Raw genomic sequence first — 16,629 nt, 5'->3', positions numbered from 1 at the left:
GGGTACGGCGGGGCGGGTCAGTCCCGGACGACTGCCCCGTCCAGGAGCGGGCCGAGCTCCCGTACCACCGTCGTCAGGGCGCGTACGTCCCCTTCGGCGCGGGCGATCAGGAGGGCGCCCTCGACCGCGCTGATCATGAGCGTGGCGAGTGCTTCGGCGCGGGCGGGCGGCACGCCCATATCGGCGAGCGCTTCGGCGACCGGGCCGGTCCAGGTGGCGAACGCCGTTGCGGTGGCCTTCCGGGTGGACTCGCACGCGCCGGCGCGGTCCACGACGGCCGCGGCGACGGGGCAGCCCGATGTCTCGCCCGCCGTCGCGAGCTCGTCCGTCCACTGGTGCACCATCGCGGCGAACAGCCCGCTCGGCGTCGGCTCGGGCAGCGCCGCAACGAACCGCGCGACGCGCCGCGCCGCGTACCGACCCGCCCACTGGACGGCCTCGTTGACCAGTTGTTCCTTGCCGCCGGGGAAGTAGTGCTGGAGCGAGCCGCGCGGCGCCCGCGCGTGCTCCACCACGTCCCGCATGCCGGTGGCGCCGACGCCTCCCCGGCGCAGCAGCTGGGCCGCGCTGAACACCATGCGCTCACGCGGCCCCCGCCCGGACGCCTCACCCGCCGTCACGCTGTCGCCTCCACCTCGCCGCGTCACCTCGTACGCGATGATCCGCTCGCCGCACGAACTCTTCTGTGCCGCACCGTACTTCCCCCGCTACTATGACAGCCGTCATAGACGGCCCGGCCGACGACCTCGGCCGCGCGGTCTCGGCGTTCGGGGACGGGAGTTCGGGATGGACGTGGGGTTCATCGGTCTCGGTGTCATGGGGCAGCCCATGGCGCTCCAGCTGGCGCGGTCCGGGGCGGAGTCGATCGTCTGGAACCGCACCGCCGCCCGGTGCGCACCGCTGCGCGAGGCCGGGGCGCGGGTGGCAGTGGACGTGGACGAGGTGTTCGCGAAGGCCCCCGTCGTCATCCTGATGCTGGCCAACAGCGCCGCGATCGACGCGACGCTCGGCCGGGACACGCCCGCGTTCGGCGCCCGGGTCGCGGGGCACACGGTCGTGCACATGGGGACGACCTCGCCGGAGTACTCGCGCGCGCTCGGCGCCGAGGTGCGGGCGGCGGGCGGGCGGTATGTGGAGGCGCCCGTGTCGGGGTCGCGGGAGCCCGCGGAGGCGGGGCTCCTCGTGGCGATGCTGGCGGGCGCGGAGCGGGACGTGGCCGAGGTGCGGCCGTTCGTCGCGCCGATGTGCCGGGAGACGTTCCTGTGCGGTCAGGTGCCGGGCGCGCTGCTGATGAAGCTGGCGGTGAACCTGTTCCTGATCACCACGGTCACGGGGCTCTCGGAGTCGTTCCACTTCGCGGAGCGCCAGGGCCTGGACACGAAGCTGTTCCTCGACGTGCTCGACGCCGGGCCGATGGCGAGCGGCGTCTCGCGGATGAAGGCGCCCAAGCTGCTCGCGCGGGACTTCGGCGTGCAGGCGGCGGCGCTGGACGTCCTCATGAACAACCGCCTTGTCGCGGACGCGGCGCGGTCCTCCGGCGTGGCCTCGCCGCTGCTCGACGTCTGCCACTCGCTGTTCACCGACACGGTGGCCCTTGGGCACGGCGGCGAGGACATGATCGCGGTACTGCGGGCGATCGAGGCCCGCACGGAGGCGCTCGGCGCGGCGGGGTAGCGGGGGCGCCCGCGCCCGTTGCGATCCGGGTGGTGCAGGGGGTTCAGACCCCGGCGCGCTCGGGAGTCTCCGACTCCGCCATCTTCCGCAGCACGGGTGTACGCGGCGCGTGTGCCGCCTTGAGCCCGAGCAGGGAAACCGCCGCGACCAGGACGAAGGCCGCTCCGGCGATGGCGAAGCTCAGCGTGAACTGGCTCTCCTCCGGCAGCGCGGGCATCCCGGCGGGGAGCTCGATGGTCTTCGACGCGAGCAGCGAGGTGATCGTGGCGCTCGCGATGGCGCTGCCGACCGAGCGGGAGATGGAGTTGATGCCGTTGGCGATGCCCGTCTGGTGGGCCGGGACGCTGGCGACGATGAGCGCCGGCATGGCGGCGTACCCGAAGCTGATCGCCAGGCCGACGACCATGCCCGCGCCGATCACCGAGGCGGTGGTGCCGTGCGCCAGGGTCAGCCAGGCGAAGCCGATCACGCCGAAGGCGGCGCCGATGGCCAGCGTGACGCGGGCCCCGATCCGGCGGACCAGGACGCCGCCGAACTGGGCGCCCACCAGCGAGACCAGGGTGGTCGGCAGGAGGTAGACGACCGAGGCGTCGAGGACGGAGGCGCCGAAGCCGTAGCCGGCCAGTTGCTCGGGCATCTGCACCAGGTACGAGACGCCGATGAACTGGGCGAACATCGCGAAGCCGAGCAGCAGACCCGCCAGGTTGGTGAAGAGGACGGGGCGGTGCGTGAACATCTCCATGTCCACCATCGGCTCCTTCACCTTCTTCTCGGTGAGGACCCACACACCCGCCATCACGACAGCGGCGGCGAAGCTGCCGAGCACGCGGCCGGACGTCCAGCCCCACTCGTGGCCCTGCGAGATCGGCAGGAGCAGCAGGACCAGGAGGGCGGCCAGGGTGAGCGCGCCGAGCCAGTCGGTGCGGCCGCCTGTCTTGGAGCGCGAGGCGGGCACGACGAACAGCACGCCGACGAGGGCCACCACGGCGAGGACGACCGCGAGCCAGAAGACCCGGTGGTAGTCGGGGTCGGAGCCCTGGGTGAGCAGGCCGGCGCCGACGAGGGCGAGGCCGCTGCCGAACGCGAGCGTGCCGCTGACCAGGGCCATCGCGCCGTGGAGCTTCTCCGGCTTGATCTCCTCACGCAGCACGGACAGGGCAAGCGGGAAGATCGCGGTCGCCGCGCCCTGCATCACGCGGCCGACGATGAGCCAGGTCAGCGAGGTCGTGGTGGCGGCGAGCACGGAGCCCGCGATCATCACGAGCAGCACGCCGACCAGGGTCGGCTTCTTGCCGTGCATGTCGCCGAAGCGGCCGAGGAGGGGCGTGAAGACGGCGGCGGACAGGAGCGTGGCCGTGGTCACCCAGCTGACGTTGGCGGTGGTGGCGTCCAGCTCGCTCTGGATGATCCCGAGGATCGGGACGACCAGCGTCTGCATCATCGAGACGACCATGGCGGCGAGCCCGAGCACCAGGACGACCGCGGTCTGCCCGGAAGCCCGTGCGGGGGCCGTGTGCTGTGCGTGAGACACGGAAACTCTTTCCCAACTACTTAAGAACCTAGAAGCTTGAGAACTTCAAGTAATGCCTTTACGGTAGACATCAATATTTGAGATGGTCAAGTTTCTGGGCGTAAGGTGGATCACATGCCAGGACACCCGCGCGTCGGCACGGGCCAGCTCATGGAGCTGCTCTCGGTGTCGCTAGGCGCCTACTACGGCGATTTCACGGCTGCGGCCGCCCGTGAGAACCTCACGGCGAGCCAGGCAAAGACGCTCACCGTGCTGCGCCGCGGCCCCGCCGCGATGCGCGTGCTCGCCGAGACGCTGGCCTGCGACGCCTCCAACATGACGGGCATCGTGGACCGCCTCGAGAAGCGTTCCTTGGTCCGCCGCGAGCCGAGCCCCGGCGACCGCCGCGTCAAGAACGTCGTCCTCACTCCCGAGGGCGAGCAGACCATCGACACGATCCGCGCCAACATGCACACGACGACAGCGGGACTCGACGCACTGGACGACGAGGACCGGGCGACGCTGCACGCCCTGCTGGGCCGCGTCTTCACGGCCAAGCAGGACTAGGGCGCGTCTTGGGGCTCAGCGCCTCCCGCCCCTGTGCCCCAGCCGGGACGACAGGTCCGCCGCTCCCTTCGCGGCCAGGGCGGCGAGTTCCGGTTCGCGGGTCTCGGTCCAGCGGATCATGGGGACCGAGATGGAGAGGGCGGCGACGACGCGGCCCGTGCTGTCGTGGACGGGGGCGGCGACGCAGCTGACGTCCGGGTTGGACTCGCGGTGTTCGGTGGCGATGCCCCGCGCGCGGATGTCGGCGAGGGCGGCGTGCAGCGCTTCGGGGTCGGTGATGCTCTGGTGGGTCATCGCGGCGAGTTCGCCCTCCTCCTCCATGCGCAGCGCGAGCTCCTCGGGCGGCAGTGAGGCGAGCAGCATCTTGCCGACGGAGGTGCAGTGCGCGGGGAGCCTGCGGCCGGCCGCGGAGACCATGCGGACGGCGTGGGTGGAGTCGACCTTGGCGATGTAGATGACGTCCAGGTCCTCCAGGATCGCGACGTGCACCGTCTCGTCGCAGGTCTCGGCGACCTCCCGGGCGACCTGCTGCCCCTCGGCCGCGAGGTCGAGCTGCTCCGCGTACCGGCTGCCGAGCTGATAGGCGCGCACGCCGAGGCGGTAGCGGCCCGGCTGGTCCGGCAGCGACACCAGGTAGGAGCGGGCCGCGAGCGTGGTGACCAGCTCGTGCACGGTCGTGCGCGGCAGTTGGAGCTTGCGGGTGATGTCCGGCGCCGAGAGCGTCCCGTCGCCCTCCAGGAACAGTTCGAGCACATCCAGCGCCCTGGTCACCGCGGGAACGAGTCGTCCCATGCCCCTCACCCACCCCTTGTTGTTCGAAACCCCGGCCACTGACCGGTGTCACGAACACAGGCTAGCCACACCCCAGTTCACCGGGCAATGATCCGGCGGAATCGAGCGGCGCGCGACCCATTGACACCCTCCGTGTGACCTCAATACGGTCGCGCCACCATTTCGAACGAGTGACGAAATCTCGAACAGCCTCGATGGAGAGCAGGGGTCAACTGCCGTGCGCATCACGGGAATCAGCACTCATGTCGTCGGGACGCCCTGGCGCAATCTGACCTATGTGGTCGTCCGCACGGACGAGGGTCTCACCGGGGTCGGCGAGACCCGCATGCTCGGCCGCACCGACGCGCTCGTCGGCTATCTGCGCGAGGCGGAGGCGAACCACATCGCCGGTTCCGACCCGTTCGCGGTCGAGGACCTCGTGCGTCGCATGAAGTACGGCGACTACGGGCGGGCCGGGGAGATCGTGATGTCCGGCATCGCCGTCGTCGAGACGGCCTGCTGGGACATCAAGGGCAAGGCGCTCGGCGTCCCGGTGTGGCAGCTGCTCGGGGGCAGGGTCACCGACCGGGTCAAGGCGTACGCGAACGGCTGGTACACCACCGAGCGCACCCCGGAGGCGTACCACAAGGCGGCGGAGGAGGTGGTGGCGCGCGGCTACCGCGCCCTGAAGATCGACCCGTTCGGGACCGGGCACTTCGAGCTCGACCACGAGCGGAGCGCCTACGCGGTGTCGCTGATCGAGGCCGTGCGGGACGCGATCGGCCCGGACGTCGAGCTGATGCTGGAGATGCACGGCCGGTTCAGCCCGGCCACCGCCGTGCGCCTGGCCCGGGAGCTCGCGCCGTTCCGGCCCGCCTGGCTGGAGGAGCCGGTGCCGCCGGAGAACCTCAAGGCCCTGAAGAAGGTCGCGGACAAGGTGGAGACGCCGATCGCGACGGGTGAGCGGATCCACGACCGGATCGAGTTCCGGGAGCTGTTCGAGTCCCAGGCCGCCGACATCATCCAGCCCGACCTCGGCCACATCGGCGGCATCCTGGAGACCCGCAAGCTCGCCGCGACCGCCGATACCCACTACACACTGGTGGCCCCGCACAACGTCGGCGGTTCGGTGCTCACCGCCGCGTCCCTCCAACTCGCCGCCTGCACCCCGAACTTCAAGGTCCTGGAGCACTTCAACGACTTCGCCGACGCGGAGATCAAGAAGGTGGTGCGGGGCGCGCCCGAGGTCGACCCGGAGACGGGCTGCTTCGCGCTCTCCCACGCGCCCGGCCTCGGGGTGGAGTTCGACCCGGACGCGGCCGCCGCGTTCCCGCAGCAGCGGGCCCGGTTCGACCTGTGGGCCGAGGGCTGGGAGCGGAGGTCGCCGAAGTGAGCGGCCCGTGCGCGGCGGGGCACGCCGAGGCCGCCGCGCCCGACGCCACCACGGGCACTCCCCCGGCGGGCCCCAGCCGTTCGGTCGTCGTGACGCGGCCGGGCGCGCACCGCCTGGTCCGCGGCGAGGTGCCCGTGCCCGGCCCCGGCGAGGTGCTGGTCCGGGTCGCCGCCGCCGGGATCTGCGGAAGCGACCGGGAGGTGTACGACGGCCACCGGGACGCCGCGTACGTCCGCTATCCCGTCGTCCCGGGCCATGAGTGGGCCGGGACGGTCGAGGCGGTCGGCCCGGGTGTGGCCGCGGGGCTCGTGGGCCGCAAGGCCGTCGCCGAGGGGTTCCGGGCGTGCGGGGTGTGCGAGCGCTGCCGGAGCGGCGAGACCAGCCTGTGCGCCGGCGGGTACGCCGAGACCGGGTTCACCGAGCCGGGCGCGTTCGCCGACCATCTGACCGTGCCCGCGCGGCTGTTGCACCCGCTGGCGGACGACGCCGACCTGCGGGCCGCGGCGCTGCTCGAACCGGCCGCCGTGATCGCCGCGGCGGTGCGGGCCGGGCGGCCGCGGCCCGGGGAGCGCGTCGCGGTGGTCGGCGCGGGCACCCTGGGGCTGCTCGCGGTGCAGTTGCTCGCCGCGTCGAGCCCCGCCGAGCTGGTCGTCGTCGATCCGCGGGCCGGGCGCGGGGAGCAGGCCCGCGCGTTCGGCGCGAGCGCGTCCCTCGCACCGGACGAGGCGGCCGCGCTCCACGGCCGCTTCGACCTGGTGGTAGAGACCGCGGGGGCGCCGTCCACCGCCGCCTCCTCGTGCCTGCTCGCGCGCCGGGGTGGCCGGGTCGTGCTCACGGGGATGTTCGCCCCGGGTGCGACGGGGATCGACCCGGTGCATCTTTCCCTGAGCCAGCTGGAGCTGCGCTCGGTCTTCGGGGCGCCGTCGGCGGCCTGGTCGGACGCGGTGCGCGCGTTCGGGATCGGGCTGCTCGACCCGGCGCCGCTCATCACGCACGAGTTCCCGCTGGAGCGCTTCGCCGCGGCCGTCGCGCTGGTCGGGTCCGGCGATTCGGCAGTGGGGAAGGTGCTCTTGCGTCCCTAGGTGGCGGCGATCGGCTCGCGGGACGTCGTGCTTGCCGTCGGCCCGCGCGCCCTCGATCGCCCTGCGGGCTCGTCCTCAAACACCGGACGGGCTTTCTTTGCCGCCCGCACATCCTGCGGGCCCGTCCTCAAGCACCGGACAGACTTTCTTTCCCGCCCACGCATCCGACCAATGTCCGAAATTTCGAACAGCAAGGAGGAGTTCCATGCACGCCCACCCCACCCCCCGGCGACCCGGCGCCGACGCACTCGTCCGCATCGGCCACGCCCCGCCCCGCAGCGACCCGGCCGACGCCTCGCCGCACACCTTCCCCGACGGCGGCACCTGGCGCACCGAAGTCCCGTCCGTCGAGGGCCCGGAGGCGCTGGCCGCCGTGCTCAAGGAGAGCGCGCGGCACGACGTGCCCGTGCACCGCATCAGCCAGGGCAGCGGCGTGTGGATGCTCACCGACGACGAGATCACCGAGATGGTCGACGCGTGCGCCGAGCGGGACATCGAGCTGTGCCTGTTCACCGGACCGCGCGGCACCTGGGACATAGGCGGCTCCACCCGCACCGACTCCGGCGGCGCCGGGCCGCGCGCCCGCGGCCACGACGCGCTCGCCGGGTGCGTCGAGGACGCCCTGCGCGCCGCCGAGCTGGGGGTGCGCTGTCTGCTGGTCGCCGACGAGGGCGTGCTGTGGACGCTGCACCGGCTGCGGGTCGCGGGCCACCTGCCCGTCGACACCACGCTGAAGCTGTCCGCGCTCACGGGGCCGGTCAACCCCGCCTCGTACGCCGTGTACGAGCGCCTGGGCGCCGACTCCCTCAATGTGCCCTCCGACCTGACCGCGGACCACCTCACCGAGATCCGGCGGATCAGCCGGGCCCCGATGGACATGTACATCGAGGCGCCCGACGACCTCGGCGGCTATGTCCGCATGTACGAGACGGCCGAGCTGATCCGGCGCGGCGCCCCGCTCTACCTCAAGTTCGGGCTCAGCAAGTCGTCCGGCATCTACCCCTACGGCGCCCATCTGCGCGAGCACACCCTCGCCACCGCCCGCGAGCGGGTCCGGCGGGGCCGGCTCGTCCTCGACCTGCTCGCCCGGCACGGCGCGGCCGACGGCATGTCGCCGCCCGGCTCCCGGCTGCCCGGCGAGCTGAGCCGCTTCCCCGTCCCCGAAGGGAGCTGACCCGTGCGCACCCGCACCCTCCTCACCTCCGCGAGCGCCGTGCTGCTCGCCGTCAGCCTCACCGCCTGCGGCCAGGAGGCCAGGGGCGGCAGCCGCTACCGACCCGACGACGGCAAGGGCGGCACCATCGGCCTCGCCATGCCCACCAAGGCCTCGGAGCGCTGGATCGCCGACGGCAGGAACATGGCCGAGCAGTTCAAGAAGGCCGGGTACGAGACCGACCTGCAGTACGGCGACGACAAGGTCGAGAACCAGGTCGCCCAGCTCGAGAACATGATCGCCAAGGGGCACCGGCTCCTCGTGGTCGCCGCGATCGACGGCTCGGCGCTCACCGACGTCCTGGACCGGGCCCACGACGCGGGCATCCGCGTGATCTCGTACGACCGGCTCATCCTCGGCACCGCGAACGTCGACTACTACGCCTCGTTCGACAACGAGCGCGTCGGCGAGCTGCAGGGGCGGTACCTCGTCGACCGCCTCGGCCTCGGCGAGCCGGAGAAGGGCGCGGACCAGGAGTTCAACGTCGAGCTGTTCGCGGGCTCCCCGGACGACAACAACACCAAGTACTTCTGGAACGGCGCCATGAAGGTGCTGAGGCCCTATCTCGACAGCGGGCAACTCGTCGTCCGCAGCGGGCAGCAGAGGATGAGCCAGGCCACCACGCTGCGCTGGGACGGCGGCACCGCGCAGAAGCGCATGGACGACCTGATCAGCAAGAACTACGGCGACCGCAAGGTCGACGCGGTCCTCTCCCCGTACGACGGCATCTCCATCGGTGTCATCTCCGCCCTCAAGAGCGCGGGCTACTCCGGGAAGGACCTGCCGGTCGTGACCGGGCAGGACGCGGAACTGGCGTCGGTGAAGTCCATCGTCCGCGGCGAGCAGACCCAGACCGTCTTCAAGGACACCCGCAAGCTCGCCGCGCAGGCCGTGCGGATGGGCGACGCGGTCCTGAACGGCAGGAAGCCCAAGGTCAACAACACCACGGACTACGACAACGGCGAGAAGACCGTGCCCGCCTTCCTCCTCAAGCCCGTCAGCGTCGACCGGAAGAACACCGACCTGCTGGTGCGCGAGGGGTACTTCACGGCCGGACAGCTGCGGTGAGCGGGACGGCCGACGGTCGCGGGAGCGCCGGGGCGGGCGGTCCCGTACTGGAGATGCGCGCCATCACGAAGACGTTCCCCGGTGTCACCGCGCTCTCCGACGTGAACCTGACCGTGCGTCCCGGGGAGATCCACGCGATCTGCGGCGAGAACGGCGCGGGCAAGTCGACGCTCATGAAGGTCCTCAGCGGCGTGCACCCGCACGGCAGTTACGACGGCGAGGTCCGCTTCGAGGGCGAGCCGGTGGCCTTGAAGGACATCCGGGCCGCCGAGCGGCGCGGGATCGTCATCATCCACCAGGAGCTGGCCCTGGTGCCGTATCTGTCGATCGCCGAGAACCTCTTCCTCGGCAACGAACGGACCACGGCACGCGGCCTGATCGACTGGGACGCCACCCTGCGCGAGGCGGCCCGCCTCCTGCGACGCGTCGGCCTGCGCGACAGGCCACGGACGCCCGTCGCCGACCTCGGCGTCGGCAAGCAGCAACTGGTGGAGATCGCCAAGGCCCTGGCCAAGGAGGTGCGGCTGCTCATCCTCGACGAGCCGACGGCCGCGCTCAACGACGAGGACAGCGCGCAGCTCCTCGACCTGATCCTGGAGCTGCGCGGGCAGGGCATCGCCTGCATCGTCATCTCCCACAAGCTGGGCGAGATCCGCCGCATCGCGGACGTGGTGACCGTCCTTCGCGACGGCCGGACCATCGAGACCCTCACCGTCCGCGACTCCCCCGCCGCCGAGCCCCGGCTCTCGGAGGACCGCATCATCCGCGGCATGGTCGGCCGCGACCTCGACCACCGCTTCCCCGACCGCACGCCCTTCGAGGGGCATCGCGACATCGCCCTGGAGGTGCGCGGCTGGACGGTGCGCCATCCGGTCGACCACCAGCGCAAGGTCGTCGACGACGTGTCGCTGACCGTGCGGCACGGCGAGATCGTCGGCATCGCGGGCCTGATGGGCGCGGGCCGCACCGAGCTGGCCATGTCCGTCTTCGGGCGCTCGTACGGGATCTACGTCTCGGGCAGCGTCGCCGTCGACGGGCGCGAGGCGGTGACGAGGACCGTGCCGCGCGCGGTGGCGGCCGGGATCGCGTACGTCACCGAGGACCGCAAGCACTACGGCCTGAACCTCATCGACAGCATCAACCGCAACGTCTCCCTGGCCTCGCTGCCCGGGATGCGCCCACCGGGCCCCGGCGGACGCGGCTTCGTCGACGAGCACCACGAGCGGGCCGTCGCCGAGCGCTACCGCGCCACCATGAACATCAAGGCGCCCACCGTCCTCGAGCAGGTGGGCCGGCTCTCGGGCGGCAACCAGCAGAAGGTCGTCCTGAGCAAGTGGATCCACGCCGACCCCAAGGTGCTGATCCTCGACGAGCCGACGCGCGGCATCGACGTCGGCGCGAAGTACGAGATCTACACCGTCGTCGACCAGCTCGCCGCCCGCGGCAAGGCCGTGCTGCTCATCTCCTCCGAACTGCCCGAGCTGCTCGGCATGTGCGACCGGATCTACACCATGGCCGAGGGCCGCCTGACCGGCGAGGTCCCGCGCGGCGAGGCCACCCAGGAAGTGCTGATGCGCCATATGACCAAGGACAGAGGCTGAGGCCCGCCATGACCACCACGACCACCCCGCCCCGGGACTCCGCGGCGGCCCCGTCCCCGTCCCGCTCGGCCCGTGAGCTGCTCCTGGAGAGCGCCCGCGCGAACATGCGCCAGTACGGCATGCTCGTGGCGCTCGCCTTCATCGTCGTCCTCTTCCAGATCTGGACGGACGGCACGCTGCTGCTCCCCAACAACGTCTCCAACCTGATCCAGCAGAACGGCTACATCCTCATCCTGGCCATCGGCATGATGATCGTCATCATCGCGGGCCACATCGACCTGTCCGTCGGCTCGCTGGTCGCCTTCGTCGGCGCCATGGCGGCGGTGATGATGGTCAAGCACGACATGCCGTGGGTGCTCGCCCTGGTCCTGTGCCTGCTGATCGGGGCCGTCGCCGGGGCCTGGCAGGGCTTCTTCATCGCCTACCTCGGCATTCCGTCGTTCATCGTCACCCTCGCCGGGATGCTGGCGTTCCGGGGGCTCACCCAGATCGTCCTGGAGGGCCAGTCGCTCGCGCCGTTCCCCGACGGCTTCCAGAACCTCGCCAAGGGCTTCATCCCGGAGATGGGCCCCTACACCCAGTACCACAACCCCACGCTCGTGCTGGGTCTCGCCGCGGTCGTCCTGCTGCTCCTGCGCGAGTGGCGGGGCCGCAAGCGGCAGTCGGCGTACGACCTCGATCCGCTGCCGACGGGCCTGTGGGTGGCCAAGTGCGTGGCTCTGACGGCCGCCGTCACCGCCTTCACCCTGACACTCGCCAGCTTCCACGGCGTGCCGGTCGTCATGCTCGTCATGTGCGGCCTGCTCATCCTGCTCGGCTACGTGATGCGCAACGCGGTGGTCGGCCGTCATGTGTACGCGCTCGGCGGCAACAAGGCCGCGGCCAAGCTGTCCGGCGTCAAGGACCAGCGCGTCACCTTCCTGGTGTTCGTGAACATGGGCGTCCTCGCGGCGCTCGCGGGCTGTGTGTACGCGGCCCGGCTCAACGCGGGCACCCCGCAGGCGGGCCTGAACTTCGAACTGGAGGCGATCGCGGCGGCGTTCATCGGCGGCGCCTCGATGAGCGGCGGTGTCGGCACCGTGATGGGCGCCGTCATCGGCGGCCTGGTCCTCGGCGTCCTCAACAACGGCATGTCGCTGGTCGGCATCGGCACGGACTACCAGCAGGTGATCAAGGGGCTCGTGCTGCTCGCGGCGGTCGGGTTCGACGTCTGGAACAAGCGGAAGATCGGCCGCTAGGTCCGGCCGGGACCTGGCGGCCGTGCTCCCCGCGTCGCCCACCGCCCCCGCACCGCGCGGTCGAGGAGGGGCAGCAACCGGTCCCAGTGGCGCCGCAGCCCGTCGGGGTCGAAGGCGTCCGTGTCGGCCATGGTGAAGCCGTGGACGGTGCCGGGGTAGACCTCGGCGGTGTGGCGGGCGCCCGCGGCCTCCAGGGACTTGTCGAGCTCCCTGACGGCCTCGGGCGGCAGGTCGTCGGCCAGGCCCAGGTGGACCTCGGCGGTGAGCCCGGGGACGAGGCGGTGCGGGCTGTCGGGCGTGTCCGTGACGACGTGGCCGGGGTGGAACCCGGCGACGGCGGCCACGCGGTCGGGGTGGGCCGCGGCGGTGCGCAGCGCGAAGAGGGTGCCGATGCAGTAGCCGGTCACGGCGACTGGTCCGGCGCCGACCTCGGGCTGTGCGGTGAGGAAGGTGAGCCAGGCGTCGGCGTCGCGCTCGGCCCGCTCGGCGGTATGGGCTTCCAGCAGGGGCATGAGCCGGGCGATGACCGCGGGCCTGGCCTCATCGTCGATGTGGTCGGGGAGTTCGACGACCGGGGCCGGGCCGTGACGGTGGTAGAGGTTCGGGACGAGCACGTAGTAGCCGTGGCCCGCCAGCTCGCGGGCCATCTCCTTCAGGACGGGCCGCAGCCCGAAGGCATCCGAGTACACCAGCACCCCCGGGTGCCGCTCGCCGTCGTCGGGGAACGCGGCGAACGCGTCGGCCGAGCCGTCAGGGGTGGGTATCTGGAGCGTCTTGGTGGGAATGGCGGATCTTCCTTCCTTGGATGCGCCGACCGGCGTTAGTCGCACTAACGATGTCGGCGCGAGTGAACGTATATCGTTAGTCGGACTAACGCAATGACGAGAGGCGCCATGACCGCAGCCGAAGCCACCGACATGCCCGACGACGGCGCGCTCAGGACGCCCGACCGGCTGCGCCGCCGGACCAGCCGACTCCTGTCACAGCTGACCGTGCGGTCGGACCGGCTGATCAACGAAGGCCTCGCGGCCCGGGCCGACGCCCGCAAGTGGCACTACGCCGTGCTCGCCTCACTCCAGGATCTCGGCCCCGGCAGCCAGGCGACCCTGAGCCGGCGCACCGGCATCTACCGCAGCGACATGGTCGGCGTCCTCAACGAACTGGCCGGGCGCGACCTCGTCGAGCGGACGCCCGACCCCGACGACCGGCGCCGCAACCTCATCACCATCTCCGACCGTGGCCGCCGCCAACTGCGCCGCCTGGACCAGGTCCTGGACACCCTCCACGACGAACTGCTCGCACCTCTGAGCCCGTACGAACGCGCGCAGTTCACGCGGCTGCTCACCCGCCTCCTCGACCACCACACCAGGGCGTCCTGACGTCACCGCAGCGCGTCGTCCGCCCCGTCCCGGGGGAAGGCCCGCTCCACGAACGACGCGATGTGCGCGTGCAGGGCGTTCGCCGCGCCCTCGGCGTCGCCCGCCAGGGCGAGCCGGAGGATCTCGCGGTGCTCGGTGGCCTCCCGCCGCCAGGACGGCGCCGCGGCCCAGGCGACGGCCGACACCAGCGCGGCCTGGTCACGGACCTCGTCGAGCATCCGCCCGAGCAGCGGGTTGCCGCACGGCAGATACAGGGCGCGGTGGAACTCCCGGTTGGCCAGGGAGCGTTCGGCGGCGTCTGCGGCCGCGTCGGCGCGGGCCAGCGCCTCGCCCGCGGCGTCCAGGGACGCCCCGGCGCGCACCGTGCGCCGCAGGGCCTCCGGTTCGAGGAGCAGCCGCACGTCGTAGACCTCACGGGCCATGTCCGCGTCCACCGTGCGCACCGTGACGCCCTTGTACTGGTTCATCACGACGAGCCCGGTCCCGGCCAGGGTCTTGAGCGCCTCGCGCACCGGCGTCTTGGACACTCCGAACGACTCGGCGAGCTCGGTCTCCACCAGGGGCTGCCCCGGCGTCAACTGCCCGGTGAGAATGCGGTGTTTGATCGCCTCCTGCACGAACTGGGTGCGGGAGGGGATCGGGACGGGCACGGTGGTCATACCTGCCTCTCGGACGGATGCCATACCGGCCTCTCGGCTCTCACGCACGGCGTCTCATATATGACGTACGACGGGACGCGTCGACGGTAGAAGCGGGGTGACGGTTCGTCAACGCCTCCCGCTAAAGAGAGGTCGTCGCCCTCACCGGAGCAGGTCCCCGAGAGCGGAGACTCCCTCCCGGATGTCCGACGGTGTGCTCGCCGCGTAGCCGAGGACCAGGCCCGGGCGCCCCGGTCGCTGCGCGTGCCAGGACAGGGGCTGCACCTTGACGCCGCGCTCCAGGGCGGCCGCGGCCAGGGCGACGTCGTCGCAGCCGGGCTCCAGAGTGACCGTCAGGTGCAGGCCAGCGGCGGCGCCGTGCACGACGGCTCCGGGCAGCCGGTCCGCGAGCGCCGCGATCATGGCGTCCCGGCGGCCTCGATGGCGTCGGCGCAGGAACCGCAGGTGGCGCTCCAGCTCACCGGACTCCATGAGGTGGGCGAGGACCAGTTGGGGCAGGGCCGCGTTGCCGAGGTCGGCGAAGCGCTTGGCGTCGACCAGGGCGTCCCGGTAGCGGCGCGGGGCGAGCAGCCAGCCCACGCGCAGGGCGGGCGCGAGGAGCTTGGAGACGCTGCCCGCGTACGCGACGTGGTCGGCGAGGGTGGAGCGCAGCGCGGGCACGGGCGGGCGGTCGTAGCGGTGCTCGGCGTCGTAGTCGTCCTCGATGATCAGGCCGCCGTCCCGGGCCCAGTCCGCGAGTTCACGGCGCCGGACGCCGTCGAGGACGACTCCGGTCGGGAACTGGTGGGCGGGGGTGAGCAGCGCGACGCGGGCCCCGGTGGCGCGCAGCGCGTCGACGCGGACGCCCCGCTCGTCCACGGGCACGGGCGGCGACGCGAGGCCGGAGTTGCGCAGGTGCTGCCGGATGCCGAGGGAGCTGGGGTCCTCCAGGGCCACGCGCGTGACGCCCTCGTCCTTGAGCACCAGGGCGAGCAGGCCGAGCGCCTGGGCGGTGCCCGCGACGATCAGGACCTCGTCCGGGTCGGCGGCGATCCCCCGGTTCAGGGCGAGCCAGCGGGCGACGGCGCGGCGCAGCGCCGGGGTGCCGCGCGGGTCGCCGTAGCCGAAGTCGGCCGGTACGAGTCCGGCGAGCACCGCACGCTCGGCGCGCAGCCAGGCCGCGCGGGGGAACGCGGCGAGGTCCGGCAGGCCGGGCGAGAGGTCGACGCGGGCGGGCGCGGCACGCAGCGCGTCGAAGACGCCGGTGTCGAGGGGATCGCCGAACAGGGCGCGCTCCTCCGACGTGCTGCCACCCTCCTCCGCCCGGCGCGCGGCGGCCCGGCGCGCGGCGGCCCGCCGCTCCCCCGTCCCACGCCCCTCCGCCCGATGCCCCACCGGGCCACGCCCCGCCTGTCCGCGCCCTCCGTGCTCCCGCTCCACGAGGCCGTCCTCCGGCGGGCGAACCAGCGGCGCCGCCAGGACCACGGTCCCGGCCCGCCCCCGCCCCTCGACGTGCCCGTCCTCCGTGAGCCGCCGGTACGCCTCGGTCACCACGCCCCGCGAGACGCCCAGCTCGTCGGCGAGGACGCGGGTGGCGGGCAGCCTGCTCCCGGGCGGCAGCAGGCCCTCGGCCACGGCCCGCCGGATCTGCCGGGCCAGCCAGTCCGACATCCCGCCCCGGGGTGCGTCGGCCGGGTTCAGCTGCAGGAAGTCGGAGGCGGCCAGGGTCGCGCCGGACCGCGTTATGGACCAGTCTGAGGGAGATCCATTGGACCTGTTCATGGATCCATTGTGGCGGCAGAGTCAAGCCATGGAGTTCCTGCTCACCACGTTCGTCCTGACCGTGACGCCCGGCACCGGCGTGCTGTTCACCGTCGCGGCCGGTCTCTCCCGGGGCACCCGGGCCGGTCTCGTCGCGGCCGTGGCGTGCACCGTCGGGATCGTGCCGCACATGCTGGCCGCGCTCACGGGTGTCGCCGCGGTGCTGCACACCAGCGCCCTGGCGTTCCAGACGCTCAAGTACCTGGGTGTGGCGTATCTGCTCTTCATGGCGTGGCGGACGCTGCGCGACAGGAGCGACCTCGCGGCCGAGCGGGACGGGGCGCCGCACTCCGTCTCCGACGTCATCACGTCGGCCGTGCTGCTCAACCTCCTCAACCCGAAGCTCACCGTGTTCTTCTTCGCCTTCCTGCCGCAGTTCGTCGACGAGAACGAGCCCCACACGTTCCTGCGCATGGCCGAACTCAGCGCCGTCTTCATGCTGGTGACGCTCGTGGTGTTCGCTCTGTACGGGGTGTTCGCCGCTGCGGTGCGCGACCACGTGATCGGGCGGCCCCGGGTCATGGCGTGGGTGCGGCGCGTCTTCGCGACCGCGTTCGCTGCGCTCGGCCTCAAGCTCGCCTTCCTCTGACACGCCCCCGACTCGCCCCCCTCTCGCCCCCTCTCGCCCCTCCCGCCTCCTCTCGCCCCTCCCGCCTCCTTCCCGAACGGAAACA

Annotated in this window: 16 protein-coding genes; 10 read left to right on the top strand and 6 right to left on the bottom strand. The window is 72.2% G+C overall.

The features are described from left to right. Positions 1 to 17: 17 nt before the first annotated feature. The gene (locus tag OO63_RS02340; protein WP_030356887.1) at positions 18 to 578 is read right to left on the bottom strand and encodes a TetR/AcrR family transcriptional regulator; all 561 of its coding nucleotides are present in this window, start codon (positions 576 to 578) and stop codon (positions 18 to 20) included. A 208-nt stretch (positions 579 to 786) separates the two neighbouring features. On the opposite strand from OO63_RS02340, the gene OO63_RS02335 reads away from it, so the two are divergent. Next, positions 787 to 1,674 (top strand): NAD(P)-dependent oxidoreductase, encoded by an 888-nt coding sequence (locus tag OO63_RS02335; protein ID WP_030356888.1) that lies wholly within the window; start codon positions 787 to 789, stop codon positions 1,672 to 1,674. A gap of 43 nt (positions 1,675 to 1,717) precedes the next feature. Here OO63_RS02335 and OO63_RS02330 read toward each other — a convergent pair whose 3' ends face one another. Further along, positions 1,718 to 3,205 (bottom strand): MFS transporter, encoded by a 1,488-nt coding sequence (locus OO63_RS02330; protein WP_030356889.1) that lies wholly within the window; start codon positions 3,203 to 3,205, stop codon positions 1,718 to 1,720. Positions 3,206 to 3,319: 114 nt separating this feature from the next. Between OO63_RS02330 and OO63_RS02325 the strand changes: the two genes are divergently transcribed. Next, positions 3,320 to 3,751 (top strand): MarR family winged helix-turn-helix transcriptional regulator, encoded by a 432-nt coding sequence (locus tag OO63_RS02325; RefSeq protein WP_030356890.1) that lies wholly within the window; start codon positions 3,320 to 3,322, stop codon positions 3,749 to 3,751. Between the two features lie 15 nt (positions 3,752 to 3,766). On the opposite strand, the gene OO63_RS02320 is transcribed toward OO63_RS02325, so the two are convergent. Further along, positions 3,767 to 4,543, bottom strand: a complete 777-nt coding sequence (locus tag OO63_RS02320) for an IclR family transcriptional regulator (protein WP_030356891.1) — start codon at positions 4,541 to 4,543, stop codon at positions 3,767 to 3,769. A 217-nt stretch (positions 4,544 to 4,760) separates the two neighbouring features. Between OO63_RS02320 and OO63_RS02315 the strand changes: the two genes are divergently transcribed. The 6 genes from OO63_RS02315 (at position 4,761) to mmsB (ending at position 12,117) form a co-directional block, all read left to right on the top strand. After that, positions 4,761 to 5,915, top strand: a complete 1,155-nt coding sequence (locus OO63_RS02315) for a mandelate racemase/muconate lactonizing enzyme family protein (RefSeq protein ID WP_030356892.1) — start codon at positions 4,761 to 4,763, stop codon at positions 5,913 to 5,915. Positions 5,916 to 6,004: 89 nt separating this feature from the next. Continuing rightward, positions 6,005 to 6,997 carry a zinc-dependent alcohol dehydrogenase gene (locus OO63_RS02310; RefSeq protein ID WP_030356893.1) on the top strand — a complete coding sequence of 331 codons (993 nt, stop codon included), beginning with the start codon at positions 6,005 to 6,007 and terminating at the stop codon, positions 6,995 to 6,997. Between the two features lie 205 nt (positions 6,998 to 7,202). After that, on the top strand, positions 7,203 to 8,171 hold the full coding sequence (locus tag OO63_RS02305) for a hypothetical protein (RefSeq protein WP_030356894.1): 969 nt from the start codon (positions 7,203 to 7,205) through the stop codon (positions 8,169 to 8,171). 3 nt (positions 8,172 to 8,174) lie between these two features. Continuing rightward, the gene (gene chvE / locus OO63_RS02300) at positions 8,175 to 9,278 is read left to right on the top strand and encodes a multiple monosaccharide ABC transporter substrate-binding protein (protein WP_030356895.1); all 1,104 of its coding nucleotides are present in this window, start codon (positions 8,175 to 8,177) and stop codon (positions 9,276 to 9,278) included. After that, entirely contained in the window at positions 9,275 to 10,879 is a 1,605-nt protein-coding gene (gene mmsA / locus OO63_RS02295) for a multiple monosaccharide ABC transporter ATP-binding protein (RefSeq protein WP_428835921.1), read from the top strand. Before chvE ends, mmsA begins: the two co-directional genes overlap by 4 nt. An 8-nt stretch (positions 10,880 to 10,887) precedes the next feature. Then, positions 10,888 to 12,117, top strand: coding sequence for a multiple monosaccharide ABC transporter permease (mmsB, locus tag OO63_RS02290; protein WP_030356897.1), 1,230 nt, complete (start codon positions 10,888 to 10,890; stop codon positions 12,115 to 12,117). On the opposite strand, the gene OO63_RS02285 is transcribed toward mmsB, so the two are convergent. Beyond that, complete coding sequence (locus OO63_RS02285) at positions 12,114 to 12,902, bottom strand: dienelactone hydrolase family protein (protein ID WP_051810477.1); 789 nt, start codon at positions 12,900 to 12,902, stop codon at positions 12,114 to 12,116. The genes mmsB and OO63_RS02285 overlap by 4 nt on opposite strands. Before the next feature lie 108 nt (positions 12,903 to 13,010). Here OO63_RS02285 and OO63_RS02280 point away from each other — a divergent pair, with 108 nt between their 5' ends. Next, the gene (locus OO63_RS02280; protein WP_030356899.1) at positions 13,011 to 13,496 is read left to right on the top strand and encodes a MarR family winged helix-turn-helix transcriptional regulator; all 486 of its coding nucleotides are present in this window, start codon (positions 13,011 to 13,013) and stop codon (positions 13,494 to 13,496) included. A 2-nt stretch (positions 13,497 to 13,498) separates the two neighbouring features. Here OO63_RS02280 and OO63_RS02275 read toward each other — a convergent pair whose 3' ends face one another. Beyond that, positions 13,499 to 14,155 (bottom strand): GntR family transcriptional regulator, encoded by a 657-nt coding sequence (locus OO63_RS02275; protein ID WP_030356900.1) that lies wholly within the window; start codon positions 14,153 to 14,155, stop codon positions 13,499 to 13,501. Positions 14,156 to 14,296: 141 nt separating this feature from the next. Next, positions 14,297 to 15,916, bottom strand: a complete 1,620-nt coding sequence (gene pdxR, locus OO63_RS02270) for a MocR-like pyridoxine biosynthesis transcription factor PdxR (RefSeq protein WP_030356901.1) — start codon at positions 15,914 to 15,916, stop codon at positions 14,297 to 14,299. A gap of 28 nt (positions 15,917 to 15,944) precedes the next feature. Between pdxR and OO63_RS02265 the strand changes: the two genes are divergently transcribed. Next, positions 15,945 to 16,544: a LysE family translocator gene (locus OO63_RS02265; protein WP_030356902.1), complete on the top strand. Its 600-nt coding sequence runs from the start codon at positions 15,945 to 15,947 to the stop codon at positions 16,542 to 16,544. Positions 16,545 to 16,629: the final 85 nt, after the last annotated feature.

Source organism: Streptomyces alboflavus (assembly GCF_000716675.1).
Classification (GTDB): domain Bacteria; phylum Actinomycetota; class Actinomycetes; order Streptomycetales; family Streptomycetaceae; genus Streptomyces; species Streptomyces alboflavus.
The sequence above is the reverse complement of the archived record's forward strand: the minus strand, read 5'-3'. Positions and strand labels throughout refer to the sequence as shown.